This is a genomic window from Massilia pseudoviolaceinigra, assembly GCF_030846505.1.
GTDB classification, from domain to species: domain Bacteria; phylum Pseudomonadota; class Gammaproteobacteria; order Burkholderiales; family Burkholderiaceae_D; genus Telluria_A; species Telluria_A violaceinigra.
Genome location: NZ_JAVCWL010000014.1, coordinates 170,729 through 182,422, shown reverse-complemented (window position 1 = coordinate 182,422; position 11,694 = coordinate 170,729). Strand labels below are relative to the sequence as shown.

Annotated in this window: 13 protein-coding genes and 1 pseudogene; 10 read left to right on the top strand and 4 right to left on the bottom strand. The window is 61.9% G+C overall.

Features of this window, described 5'->3' with window-relative positions:
- Positions 1-679: group II intron maturase-specific domain-containing protein (locus RBA40_RS15885; RefSeq protein ID WP_306648785.1), on the top strand; the 679-nt coding region annotated here is incomplete at its 5' end.
- 79 nt (positions 680-758) lie between these two features.
- Positions 759-917, top strand: a pseudogene (locus tag RBA40_RS15880) (IS4 family transposase); the annotation flags it as partial.
- A gap of 203 nt (positions 918-1,120) precedes the next feature.
- Here the strand turns inward: RBA40_RS15880 and RBA40_RS15875 are convergent.
- The gene (locus RBA40_RS15875; RefSeq protein WP_306648784.1) at positions 1,121-1,420 is read right to left on the bottom strand and encodes an antibiotic biosynthesis monooxygenase family protein; all 300 of its coding nucleotides are present in this window, start codon (positions 1,418-1,420) and stop codon (positions 1,121-1,123) included.
- A 99-nt stretch (positions 1,421-1,519) separates the two neighbouring features.
- Between RBA40_RS15875 and RBA40_RS15870 the strand changes: the two genes are divergently transcribed.
- A complete protein-coding gene (locus tag RBA40_RS15870) occupies positions 1,520-2,065 on the top strand; it encodes an HD domain-containing protein (protein ID WP_306648783.1) in 546 nt (181 codons plus the stop codon).
- Here the strand turns inward: RBA40_RS15870 and RBA40_RS15865 are convergent.
- The 3 genes from RBA40_RS15865 to tssK form a co-directional block, all read right to left on the bottom strand.
- Positions 2,053-2,625, bottom strand: coding sequence for a 3'-5' exonuclease family protein (locus RBA40_RS15865; protein WP_306648782.1), 573 nt, complete (start codon positions 2,623-2,625; stop codon positions 2,053-2,055). The genes RBA40_RS15870 and RBA40_RS15865 overlap by 13 nt on opposite strands.
- A gap of 156 nt (positions 2,626-2,781) precedes the next feature.
- Complete coding sequence (gene icmH, locus RBA40_RS15860) at positions 2,782-3,546, bottom strand: type IVB secretion system protein IcmH/DotU (RefSeq protein WP_099877637.1); 765 nt, start codon at positions 3,544-3,546, stop codon at positions 2,782-2,784.
- A gap of 16 nt (positions 3,547-3,562) precedes the next feature.
- Complete coding sequence (tssK, locus tag RBA40_RS15855) at positions 3,563-4,903, bottom strand: type VI secretion system baseplate subunit TssK (protein ID WP_099877640.1); 1,341 nt, start codon at positions 4,901-4,903, stop codon at positions 3,563-3,565.
- 233 nt (positions 4,904-5,136) lie between these two features.
- Between tssK and RBA40_RS15850 the strand changes: the two genes are divergently transcribed.
- The 7 genes from RBA40_RS15850 to tssG are packed head-to-tail and all read left to right on the top strand — an operon-like array spanning position 5,137 to position 11,692.
- Positions 5,137-5,712: a tetratricopeptide repeat protein gene (locus RBA40_RS15850; protein ID WP_306648781.1), complete on the top strand. Its 576-nt coding sequence runs from the start codon at positions 5,137-5,139 to the stop codon at positions 5,710-5,712.
- 39 nt (positions 5,713-5,751) lie between these two features.
- On the top strand, positions 5,752-6,261 hold the full coding sequence (gene tssB / locus RBA40_RS15845; protein ID WP_099877643.1) for a type VI secretion system contractile sheath small subunit: 510 nt from the start codon (positions 5,752-5,754) through the stop codon (positions 6,259-6,261).
- 2 nt (positions 6,262-6,263) lie between these two features.
- Positions 6,264-7,751, top strand: coding sequence for a type VI secretion system contractile sheath large subunit (tssC, locus tag RBA40_RS15840; RefSeq protein ID WP_099877646.1), 1,488 nt, complete (start codon positions 6,264-6,266; stop codon positions 7,749-7,751).
- A 37-nt stretch (positions 7,752-7,788) separates the two neighbouring features.
- Entirely contained in the window at positions 7,789-8,280 is a 492-nt protein-coding gene (locus RBA40_RS15835) for an Hcp family type VI secretion system effector (RefSeq protein WP_306648780.1), read from the top strand.
- 24 nt (positions 8,281-8,304) lie between these two features.
- Positions 8,305-8,796 carry a type VI secretion system baseplate subunit TssE gene (tssE, locus tag RBA40_RS15830; RefSeq protein WP_099877650.1) on the top strand — a complete coding sequence of 164 codons (492 nt, stop codon included), beginning with the start codon at positions 8,305-8,307 and terminating at the stop codon, positions 8,794-8,796.
- Positions 8,797-8,798: 2 nt separating this feature from the next.
- Entirely contained in the window at positions 8,799-10,643 is a 1,845-nt protein-coding gene (gene tssF / locus RBA40_RS15825; RefSeq protein WP_099877653.1) for a type VI secretion system baseplate subunit TssF, read from the top strand.
- Positions 10,607-11,692, top strand: a complete 1,086-nt coding sequence (gene tssG, locus RBA40_RS15820; RefSeq protein WP_306648779.1) for a type VI secretion system baseplate subunit TssG — start codon at positions 10,607-10,609, stop codon at positions 11,690-11,692. Before tssF ends, tssG begins: the two co-directional genes overlap by 37 nt.
- Positions 11,693-11,694: the final 2 nt, after the last annotated feature.

Below are 11,694 nucleotides of genomic sequence, written 5' to 3'. Positions count from 1 at the left end.
TGCAAGCATGCGGAAATCGGGATCAAGCCACAAGGCTGTGTTTTATGGAGCGCTTACTAAAAAAGGCGGCAGCGTACTTTGCGCGGGAGTCGCTGCCAAGTATGCGGATGATGGACTGGCACATTGCAGGACCGAACAAGAAGCACTGGCCCTGATGGCGGCGCTCGATGCGAGGTTCGCGCAATGTCAGCTTCAAATGCATCCGGACAAGACCAAGATCGTGTATTGCAAAGATAGAGATCGCAAGAAGAAATATCCGGTGACCCAGTTCGATTTCCTCGGATACACATTCAGGCCAAGGTTGGCGAAGAACAGCAAACGAAATATCATGTTTGTAAGCTTCACTCCGGCGGTCAGCAACAAGGCGGTCAAAGCAATGCGTCAAACGACACGCAAGCGGAATTTCCGGAATCTTACGGATCTGAGCTTGGCCGATATTGCCCGGTCTTACAACCCGGTCCTGCGGGGCTGGTTACAGCATTACGGAAAATTCTGCCGCTCGGCGATGTATCTCGTGTTCAGGCATTTCAACATGACGTTGGTGGCTTGGGCGAGGAAGAAGTATCGCAGGTTTAAACATCACAAGACGCGGGCTTGTATGTTTCTCGATCAACTGGCGACGAAACACCCGCACCTCTTCGTACATTGGCAGAAAGGAATGGTTGGAGGGTTTGCTTGATGGGAGCGGTGTGAATTGAGAGGTTCACGCACCGTTCTGTGAGAGGCCGGAGGGGCAGTTCCTCCGGCCGACTTGCCTTTATTTCCATGTGCTAAAAAACGGTTGTGAAGTCGAGGCCTTGCAACTGTCGAGCATGGAGCGGATTGAGCGCGCGTTGGCGCTGTTCATGGTCGTCGCTTGGCGCATTACGTATCTGATGCGCAAGGGACGAACTTGCCCGGATTTGGCGGCTTCGCTCAGATGAAGGGTTCAACGTCGAGCGTTGAGGTAGGCCGCTTTTGCGCGGTGAGCGTTGAAAAAACCAGTGTCGTCAACGCCCAGGTGTTTTTCGACTGACCGGAACAAGACAACGAGCTTGCGCGGCGACCTGCAACACCCACCACGACCCTACTGGTCATCAGATGTTCGCTCGATGCCGCGCCGTGGTGGAACCGCCTCGGGTCAGAAGCCCTCGACCGCGCTGATGGTGTGGAAAACGCGCGGCGGCGCGCTGTAATAGCCGCCTACCAGTCGGCGCCATTCCCGGAAATCTTCGCTCTCGCGAAAATGCACCATGTGATCCTCGATGGTTTCCCACTCGACGAACAGCATGTAGCTGCCCGGTTCTTCGACCGAACGCTCCATGCGCATGCCATGACATCCTTTGGCGCGCTTGAACAGCGGTATGGCTTGCTGCACGCCTGCTTCAAACAGCTGCTCCGTTCCCGCAGTGACCTTGAGCTCCGCGACTTCCCTGAACATGTTTTCTCCTGTTGATACCGACGCTGGTCGGCGTGGCGATATTGTAGCCAGTCGCACGCATTTCTGCCGGCTGCGTTAAGATCGACCATCGGAGGAACCATGACGCAGCAAATCGATTACGCATCGCAGGAAGCATGGCTCAAGGCCTGGCGTTATGCGGCCAACGTGCACGCCCAACAAAAATTCCCAGGCACCGACATGCCTTATCTCGTGCATCTGGGGATGGTGGGCATGGAGCTTCTCGCCGCCCATGCGCAGGAACCGATCGACGGTATCGGCAGCGCCATGCAGTGCGCCATCCTGCACGATGCGATGGAAGATCAGGATGTCCCGCACGCCACGCTGGTCGCCGAATTCGGGCTGGCCGTGGCCGATGGCGTGGCCGCTTTATCGAAGTCGCCCACGCTCCCGAAGGCGGACGCCATGGCGGACAGCCTGGCAAGAATCCGGCTCCAGCCAAAAGCCATATGGTGCGTCAAGCTGGCCGACCGCATCAGCAATCTGCAAGCGCCACCGTCGTACTGGTCGCCCGAGAAGATCAGCGCGTACGGCAAGGAGGGCAGCCTTATTCTCGACGCGCTCGGTGAGGCCAATGGCTACCTTGCGCAGCGGCTCGCCGCCAAGATCGCCGCTTATCCGTCCTGACGTCCCCGCGCCAGGTTATCGGCCAGCATATTGCAGAACAGCGCACCCTGTTCGATGGCGTCGTCGAGCGCCACATGCGAATGGGGCAGGGGATCGAACCAGTGCTTGGGCATATTGCGCTTGGTACTGTCGCGGTAATCGCGCTTCATGACGGCCATCGCGTACGATTTGATATCGAGCGCGGAATGGCTGAACGGGCTTTCGCCGGTAAAGCGGATCAGGTACCAGTACACGAACAGGAAGTCGAAGCCGGCGGGGTAGGCCACGAACACCGGCTTGCCCGGCAGCGACTTGACCCAAGCCAGATAGCGCTGCATGGCCGCCGGCGGCGTTTCCAGGCCCGCGCGGCAGGCGGCCCATGCCTCGGGCTGGGTCAGCCACCAGGCGGCGGTGGCAGGGTGCGCCGCAGCGTCGGGCAGGCATTCCAGGTTCGCGCTGAAGGTCGCGATGCAGGTCTTGTCGGCCAGGTAGGCGGCCGATCCGATACTGAGCATCGAATGCGGCCCGGGGATCGGGCCATCGCTTTCGACGTCGGTGCTGACGTAGATTTCTTGTTTCATGATTCCTCAAACCGGCTTTGCTGGCCGCTGCCTGCGTTGCATACGGGACGGTTGTCGCCACGGTCAAGCCGGCGCGCATACGTGCCTGGCGATGCATGAGGATCGCTCAAGCCAACGCCGGACACGCTCAGGGCGCGACCCGGCCGCCGCCTGCCATCAGGGCAGCGTGATGGTCAGGTTGGCGGCGCGCGGCGCCAGCTTGACCACATCGTTATAGCCGGCCATGCGTTCCTCGGTGGTCTTGCTGAGGGACGCGCGCAGGCCGATATAACCGAGGATGCAGATCAAGCCGAACACCGAGCACAGGACCCACAACGGCAAATCGCTGCGCAGCTTGTGCACGATCTGGTCGGGGCGGTCGGCGTGCGGCGCAAAGCCTCCGCGCTTGCCCTTCATGTTGGCGATTTCGTCGCCCAGGCGCGCGGTCAGGTAGTTGAGCTTTTCCGAGCCCTCCAGGATGTAGCGGCCCTGGAAGCCCAGCAGCAGGCACATATGAAACACTTCCAGCGCCTGAAGATGCGTGCTGCCGCGCGTGCGCAGCGATTCGAGGCGGTGATAGAAATTCTCGCCGGCCAGCTGGTCGCCGAACAGCACCAGTTGCAGCGGGCGCCGTTCCCATTCGTCGCGGATCGAAAACGTCGAGCGCAGGATGATTTCGTCGACCGCCGCGCAGAAGGCGTACTTGGCGGCGTCGATATCGTCGGCCGAGGCGCCCTGTTTCTTGGCGCCGCGCGTGAACTCTTCGAGAAACTGCGTGGTCTTGTGCTGGAAGTCGGCATTGTTCTGCGGGCCGTTGCCGTTCTTGAGCATGAATAGCGCGTAAAAGCCGTCGTACATCAGGTCCAGCAGCGTTTGCGGAGTGGCTCCCGCGGCGGCGGCAACCGGGCCGCCGGCCATCAGGGAGGGTGCGGTGGTAGTCATCTGGTCAATCCTTGGGTCAGGAGGTTACGGCGATCAGTTCCAGGGTCAGCTCGCGCAAGCCTTCTGGAACATAGATGGAAATCGACTGCGCCTGCATCATGCGTTCATACATCTGGCCCTTGGCCTCGATCGTGAAGTAGACGGTATCCGGGCGCACCGGCACGGCCGGGGGCACCTGCGGCGCGTGCTGCAGGCGCACGCCCGGCATGGCCGAGAGCACGAACTTTTCAACGTCGTCCGGCGCGCCGATCTTGAAGCGCAGCGGCACCACGTCCACCAGTTCGATGGCTGGCAAATTGGCCGACACCGCAAGGTAAAACGCGGTCTTGTCGTCGATCTTGCCCGACTCCAGCGAGCCGAGATAGTAGGACGGCTTGATTAGATCGAGCGCAATGGCGAAGTACTTTGACGAGATTACAGTGTCCAGCAGGTCGCGGATGATCATGTTCAGTTTCGCGAACGCGGGCCCCGGATCGGCGTGCTGGTAGGGCGGCAGGTCGGCCAGGGTCCAGCTCTTGGAAAACGTCATCAGCGCGCCCGCCACGCCCAGCAGCGCTTCGTACAGGCGTTCCGGATGCAGGCCCGGGTGGTGGAAGTAGTGCGTCAGCGAGGCATACGCGGTGCTGGCCGTGTGCAGCAGCCAGAACGAGGACATGTCGCCGGAACGGAACTCGATCACATTCTTGCTCGGCTCGCGATGGTGGCCGTACAGCGCGCTCACCTTCGCTTGCAGCGCGTCGATCAGGCGGCGCAGCTGCAGGAACAGGATCGGGGCGCTGCGCACCGACATGCTCGGCGGCACGAACGCGGGGTCCATCTCGAAGCCGCCGGTGGCCACGCGGCGCAGGCGCAGCAGCGGGAAGTGGGTGTACGAATCGCGCGGCTCGAACTCGGAAATGAGGCGCACGCTTTTCTTCAGGTACGTCAGCTGGGCTTGCGCGGCCTGGGTGTACAGATCGGGCGTGTCGGCATTGGCCTGCACGAAGCGGGCCGCGTTGGCGGTCTGGCCGAGCGGCGCGAAGTTGCCGCCGAACGGCTTGAAGGCGGGCAGGGCGGCGTAAAAGGTGACGCTCTGCTGCGATTGCAGCAGCTGGCTCAGGTCCACCGTCTCGGGCAGCGCGTCGGCGCCCGGCGCGTCCACCAGTTCGCCGTCCTGAAAGCGCAGCGACAGTTCCAGCACGCGCAGCGCATTGTTGGCCAGCGCGTCGCGGTCCACCTGCAACTGGTTCACTCCCCACGCATAGGGATGGACCGCCTTCACGCTCTCGTGCAGGCGGTGCTCGTGGTACTGATCCTGCTGCTGGAAGTGCTGGGGCCGGAGGAACAATCCTTCGCCCCAGAGGACTTTACTAGACATGCTGTGGGCACCTTTGGCAAATTTTGCATCAATTTGAAAAACTAATTAGCGGAACAATAACATTTATGAGAAGATTTGTCTCCGTGCTAATGTAACGTACGCGCTTACTACAAAGTGAAAATGTGTGATTTTCAATTGCGCGATGTAAAATTTCAAACTCTGCTAACGTTGCTTGTGTAATAAGTGTTACAATATACACATTAATTTTCTGTCAATGCTTTCGAGGATACCGCATGACCACTTTTTCCGATCTGAAGCACCTGTTCGGCGTCATGGCTTGCGCCGCGGCTCTCTCCGCCTGTGACTCGGCGCCGAAGGTCCCGCCCCGGGCTCCGCTGGCCGATCTGCTGAACCAGGCATCCCAGGCCGCCGGTTCCGGGCAGAAGGAGCAAGCCGTCACCGTGTGGAAACAAGCCGCAGCCGCCTATCCGGCCGACAAGGCGCCGTGGGCCAGCATCGCGCAGACCCGCTACGACGCCGGCCAGTATGGCGAAGCGATCGTCAGCGCCCAGGAAGTGTTGTTGCGTGATCCCAACGACAAAGCGGCGAACAGCATCATCGCCATCGCCGGCCTGCGCCTGTCGACCCGCGCCTTGGGCGACCTGAACCGCCAGAATGGGATGACCCCGGCGCTGCGCACCGAGTCCCAGGACCTGGCCAAGCTGCTGCGCGAAAACCTTGGCGATAACACCGCCGCCACCCCGACGCGCCGCACCGAACCGGCCAAGCGCCGCGACAAGGCCGAGAAGACGTCCAAGACGGACAAGGACGAAGGCAACAAATCCGACCCATTCGACTTGCTCAAGTAAGCCGGCGATTCACGCTCCAACCATGTAGAAGGAACCACCATGTCCAAGAAAGAAAGTGTCCAAAAGCGTCTGCAAAAAGTGCGTCCGCCGCGCGTGCAGATGACCTATGACGTCGAAATCGGCGATGCGATCGAAAGCAAGGAGCTGCCGTTCGTGATGGGCGTCGTCGGCGATTTCGGCGGCAGTTCCGAAGTCGAGAAGAAACGCCTGAAAGACCGCAATTTCGTCGGCATCGACCGCGACAATTTCGATGAAGTCATGAAGGGCGTCGAGCCGCGCGCCGCTTACCGCGTGAACAACACCCTGACCGGCGAAGGCGGCAAGTTCGCCGTCGACCTCAAGTTCAAGTCGATGGAAGATTTCCGTCCCGAGGCGGTGGTCCAGCAGGTCGAGCCGCTGCGCAAGCTGCTCGAAGCGCGCACCAAGCTGGCCGACCTGCGCAACAAGCTGGCCGGCAACGACAAACTCGAAGACATCCTCAACGATGTGCTCAGCAACACCGAGAAATTGGCCGAACTCGGCCAGCAAGCCAACGCCAAGAAAGACTGATCATGTCCGCTCAACTGACCCCTGCCTCCGGCGCCGCCGCGACGACCCATGAAACGGCCTTGCTCGACCAGATCGTCGAACAGAGCAAGGTGGCCAAATCGAGCGTCGAGCACGCCCGCGCCAAGGACTTGATTTCGGAACTGGTGCACCAGGTAATGGACGGCACGGTGATCGTGTCGGACAACCTGTCGGCCACCATCGATGCCCGCGTCGCCGAACTGGACCGCATGATTTCGGACCAGCTCTCGGCCGTAATGCACGCGCCCGAGTTCCAGAAGCTCGAAAGCAGCTGGACCGGCCTGAACTATCTGGTGAAGAACACCTCGACCGGCACCAACCTCAAGATCAAGATGCTCAACGCGACCAAGCGCGAGCTGGTCAAGGACTTCCAGAGCGCGCTCGAGTTCGACCAGAGCACGATGTTCAAGAAGGTCTACGAGGAAGAATTCGGCACCTTCGGCGGCGCGCCGTTCGGCTCGCTCCTGGGCGACTTCGAAATCACCCGCCAGCCGGAAGACATGTATTTCGTCGAGCAGATGTCGCACATCGCCGCCGCCGCCCACGCGCCGTTCATCACTTCGGCCTCGCCCGAGCTGTTCGGCCTGGAAAGCTACAGCGAACTGGGCAAACCGCGCGACCTGGCCAAGATCTTCGACACGGTCGAATACGCCAAATGGAAGTCGTTCCGCGAATCCGAAGATTCGCGCTACGTCGGCATCACCTTGCCGCGCTTCCTCGGCCGCCTGCCGTTCCACCCGGCCGATGGCGCCACCACCGAAGGCTTCAATTTCGTGGAAGACGTGGACGGCACCGACCACCACAAATACCTGTGGTGCAACGCAGCCTACGCCTTCGCGACCAAATTGACCGGCGCATTCGACGACTTCGGCTGGTGCGCGGCGATCCGCGGCGTCGAAGGCGGCGGCCTGGTCGAAGACTTGCCGACCCATACCTTCAAGACCGACGAAGGCGAAGTTGCGCTCAAGTGCCCGGCCGAAATCGCGATTACCGACCGCCGTGAAAAAGAGCTGTCGGACCTCGGTTTCATCTCCCTGGTGCACTGCAAGAACACCGACTACGCGGCCTTCTTCGGCGCCCAATCGGCCCAGAAAGCCAAGAAATACAATACCGACTCGGCCAACGCCAACGCGGTGCTGTCGGCCCAGCTGCAGTACATCTTCGCCGTTTCGCGCATTGCCCACTACATGAAGGCAATGATGCGCGACAAGATCGGCAGCTTCGCCGCCGCATCGAACGTCGAGGACCATCTGAACCGCTGGCTGACCCAGTACGTGCTGCTCGACGATAACGCAAGCCAGGAACAGAAAGCCCAGTTCCCGCTGCGTGAAGCGTCGGTGCAAGTGTCGGAAGTGCCGGGCCGTCCGGGCGTGTACCGCGCCGTGTCGTTCCTGCGTCCGCACTTCCAGCTCGATGAGCTTTCCGTTTCACTCCGTCTGGTCGCGGAGCTACCACCATCGACCAAATCGTAGCACCCCGTAGTACCTATAAACCACTGAAAGGAACACAATGGCAATCGACGTCTACCTCCAAATCGACGGCATCAAAGGCGAGTCGTCCGACTCCGCCCACAAAGACTGGATCGAATGCCAGTCCGTCAGCTGGGAAGTGCTGCAGCCTAAATCGGCTACCGCATCGACCGGCGGCGGCCATACCGCCGAGCGTACCGAGCACCGCGATATCGTTATCGCCAAACTGGCCGACCTGGCAACCCCTCTGCTGCTGCAGAACTGCTCGTCGGGCAAAACCCTGCCGAAGGCAAAGCTGGAATTCCTGCGCGCCGACGGTCAGGGCGAGCGTATCAAGTACTTCGAAATCGAACTGGAAAACGTGCTGATCTCCAGCGTCGCTCCAGCCGTCTCGTCGGGCGACATCCTCACCGAGAACCTGTCGCTCAAGTACTCGAAAGTCAAATGGAAATACACGCAGCAGAAAGTTGGCGGCGGTTCGGGCGGTAACACTTCCGGCGGCTGGGATCTGTCGACCAACAAAACCGCGTAACAGCAGTAACGCATCGGGGTGCCAATGAAGGGTTTTACGCCAGGCTTGTTCGACCGGTTGATGGATGTGCCGGTCAATGGCTCCTCCAGCGGCACAGTCACCCGGATGTCGGTCGAGGACTTGAAGGACTCGGTCGCACGCGATCTCGAGGCGCTGCTCAACACGCGCACCGTGATTCCGGAAGACTTGCTGAAACGGTACCCCGAATGCGGTCGCTCGATCGTGACGTTCGGCCTGAACGATTTTGCCGGCCGCTCGCTGTCGAGCCCCGACGACAGGGCCTATATCTGCCTTTGTCTCGAAAAAGCCATCGCGCGCCACGAGCCGCGCCTGCGCAACGTCAAGGCGTCGCTGGAAATCCGCGAAGACTCGGTCAACCGCCTCAATTTCGCCATCACGGCGCTGCTGGTCGTGAGCAGTTCCCAGGAACCCGTCAACTTCGACGCCATCTTGCAGCCATCGAGCCTGCACTACACCATCAGCAAGGCGCGCCGCCCTGCGTCCGCGGGAGCCTGAGTTTGGAAGATCTGTTACCGTACTACGAACGCGAACTGGGATTTTTGCGCCGCTATTCGCGCGAATTTTCAGAGCGCTATCCCAAGATCGCCGGGCGCCTCCTGATCGCCGGCGAGGTGTGCGAAGACCCGCACATCGAACGCATGATCGAATCGTTCGCGCTGCTCAATTCGCGCATCGCCAAGCGGCTCGACGACGACTATCCCGAATTTACCGAAGCACTGTTCGAAGTGCTGTACCCGCACTACCTGCGCCCGTTCCCTTCGTGCTCGATCGCGCACATGGATTTTTCGGGCGCGGCCGCGCAGCTGACCACCGCCACCGCGATCCCGCGCGGCACCCAGCTGACCACGCGCCCGGTGCGCGGCGCTTCCTGCACCTTCCGCACCGCCTATCCGGTGACGGTGGCGCCGCTGGCGCTGACCGGCGCCTCGTTCGCGCCGATCATCGACACCCCCGAAGCGATCCGGCCTCCGGTCGGCGCCACCTCGAGCGTGAGCCTGACCATCAGCAGCACCTCGGACCAGGTGTCGCTGGCCCAACTCGGCCTGGCAAAACTGCGCGTGTTCATCGATGGCGAACCCTCGTTCTGCGCGGCGCTGCGCGATGCGCTCTTCATGCGCACCGTGGCCGCCTACGCCGAAGGCGACAGCAGCGGGCGCTGGATGGCCCTGCCGGCCATTCCGGTGCACGCGGCCGGCTTTGGCGAAGACGAATCGCTGATCGACTTCGCGGCGCGCTCGCACACGGCCTACCGCCTGCTGACCGAGTATTTCTGCTTCCCCGAAAAATTCAACTTCTTCGACATCGACCTAGCCGCGCTGACGGCGGTGCTGCCCATGGGTTGCCGCTCGATCACCTTGCACCTGGCGCTGTCGGGCATGCGCACCGACTCGAACGCGGCGCGCATGCTGGGCACCCTCTCCACCAACAACGTGCTGCTCGGCTGCACCCCGGTGGTGAACCTGTTCCGCCAGCGCGGCGAACCGATTCGCCTGACTCACACCACCGCCAGCTACCCGGTGCTGGCCGATGCGCGCCGCGCGTTCGCCTACGAAGTGCAGTCGATCGATTCGGTCAAACTGGTGCGCCAGACGCCGCAGGGCGAATCGATCGTCGACTTCCGCCCGTTCTATTCGCTCAAGCACGGGCAGATGCCGGAAAAGAAGGGCCACTACTGGGTCATGCGGCGCGACGAAACCATCGCCGACAAGAGCCCCGGCTTCGAGACCGAGATTTCGATCGTCGACATCGATTTCGACCCGGCCGAAGTCGAAACCGACACCCTCAGCCTGGAACTGACCTGCACCAACCGCGACCTGCCGGCCTCGCTCACGTACGGCCTGCGCGGCGGCGACCTGTTTTTGGAGGGCGGCTCCACCGTGCGCCAGATCAGCTTCCTGCGCAAACCGACCACCTCGCACCGCTTCGAGCGCGGCCGCGGCGCCCACTGGCGCCTCATTTCGCACCTGTCGCTCAACCACCTGTCGCTGGCCGACGGCGGCCTCGATGCCTTCCGCGAGATGCTCACGCTATACGACCTGCCGCGTTCACCGTCCTCGCAGCGCCAGATCGGCGGCATTGCCTCGGTCGCGTACAAGGCGGCCAACACCTGGCTGCCGGGGAACCCGTTCGCCTGCCTGGTGCGCGGCATGGAAGTGCGCCTGACGATCGACGAGGAAGCCTTTGTCGGCAGCGGCATCCACGCCTTCGCCCACATCATCGACCGCTTCCTCGGCCTGTACGTGCACGCCAACAGCTTCACCCAACTGGTGATCGTATCGAATAAAAATGGAGAAGAGCTATTGAAATGCTTGCCACGAAGCGGCGATTTGAGCCTGCTGTAATCGAACGCCTGTTCGAGGAACCGTACCGCTTCCAGTTCTTCCAGGCGGTGCGGATGCTTGAGCTATGGCTCAAGCGCCACGGCTCGCCCCAGCAGGGCGCGATCGCCAACTTCCTGCGCTTCCAGAATTCGACCTCGCTCGCTTTTCCGCCCAGCCAGCTCGAAACCATCGAGACGGTGCCGCGCGACGTGCCGCACCAGGCCAGGTCGCTCGGCGAGGCCCTGCAATCGAACACGCTCAAGTACATCCGCATCACGCCGGCCTTCATGGGCCTGTTGGGCGGGAACGGCGCGCTGCCGGCCCATTACACCGACCGCATCTCGGCCCACATCATCTACAACAAGGATGAGGGCCCGCGCGCATTCCTCGACACCTTCTCGAACCGGTCGCTGGCGCTGTTCTTCGAAGCCTGGCGCAAGTACCGGCTCGAACTCAAATACGCAGTCGACGGCAAGGACAGCTTCCTGCCGCTGCTGCTGTCGCTGGCCGGCGTGGGCAACGAATCGCTGCGCCACCGCCTCAAGGATGACATGGGCGGCGGCGTGCTCGATGAATCGCTCGGCTACTTTGCGTCGGCCATGCGCCATCGCCCGCCATCGGCGGTGCAGATGTCGCGCGTGCTGTCGGAGTATTTCAACCAGCGCATCCGCGCCGAGCAGTTCATCGGCTGCTGGTACGCGGTGCCGGCCAGCCAGCAGACCATGCTGGGCGCGGCCAATTCGATGCTGGGCGGCGGCGCCATGGCCGGCGAGCGCGTATGGCAGCGCGACCTGCGCCTGCGCCTCGTCATCGGCCCGCTCGACCATGCCGGCTTCGACTCCTTCCTGCCGGGCGGGAAGGCGGCGCGCGCGCTCAAGAGCATGATCACCATGTTTACCGGCGTGACGCTCGAATACGAAGTGCAGCTGGTGCTGCGCGGCTCCGACGTGCATGGCGTGTGCATGGATGAACCGCGCACGGGCGGGCGCCTGGGCTGGGACAGTTTTCTGGTGACCGGCTCGCGTCAGGAAGACCGAAGCGATGTCCGGTACGATATCCACGCGCTGTGATT

Coding starts and splice junctions, on each gene's coding strand:
- RBA40_RS15875 (WP_306648784.1), bottom strand. CDS start 1,420: ATGTTCAGGGAAGTCGCGGAGCTCAAGGTCACTGCGGGAACGGAGCAG.
- RBA40_RS15870 (WP_306648783.1), top strand. CDS start 1,520: ATGACGCAGCAAATCGATTACGCATCGCAGGAAGCATGGCTCAAGGCC.
- RBA40_RS15865 (WP_306648782.1), bottom strand. CDS start 2,625: ATGAAACAAGAAATCTACGTCAGCACCGACGTCGAAAGCGATGGCCCG.
- icmH (WP_099877637.1), bottom strand. CDS start 3,546: ATGACTACCACCGCACCCTCCCTGATGGCCGGCGGCCCGGTTGCCGCC.
- tssK (WP_099877640.1), bottom strand. CDS start 4,903: ATGTCTAGTAAAGTCCTCTGGGGCGAAGGATTGTTCCTCCGGCCCCAG.
- RBA40_RS15850 (WP_306648781.1), top strand. CDS start 5,137: ATGACCACTTTTTCCGATCTGAAGCACCTGTTCGGCGTCATGGCTTGC.
- tssB (WP_099877643.1), top strand. CDS start 5,752: ATGTCCAAGAAAGAAAGTGTCCAAAAGCGTCTGCAAAAAGTGCGTCCG.
- tssC (WP_099877646.1), top strand. CDS start 6,264: ATGTCCGCTCAACTGACCCCTGCCTCCGGCGCCGCCGCGACGACCCAT.
- RBA40_RS15835 (WP_306648780.1), top strand. CDS start 7,789: ATGGCAATCGACGTCTACCTCCAAATCGACGGCATCAAAGGCGAGTCG.
- tssE (WP_099877650.1), top strand. CDS start 8,305: ATGAAGGGTTTTACGCCAGGCTTGTTCGACCGGTTGATGGATGTGCCG.
- tssG (WP_306648779.1), top strand. CDS start 10,607: ATGCTTGCCACGAAGCGGCGATTTGAGCCTGCTGTAATCGAACGCCTG.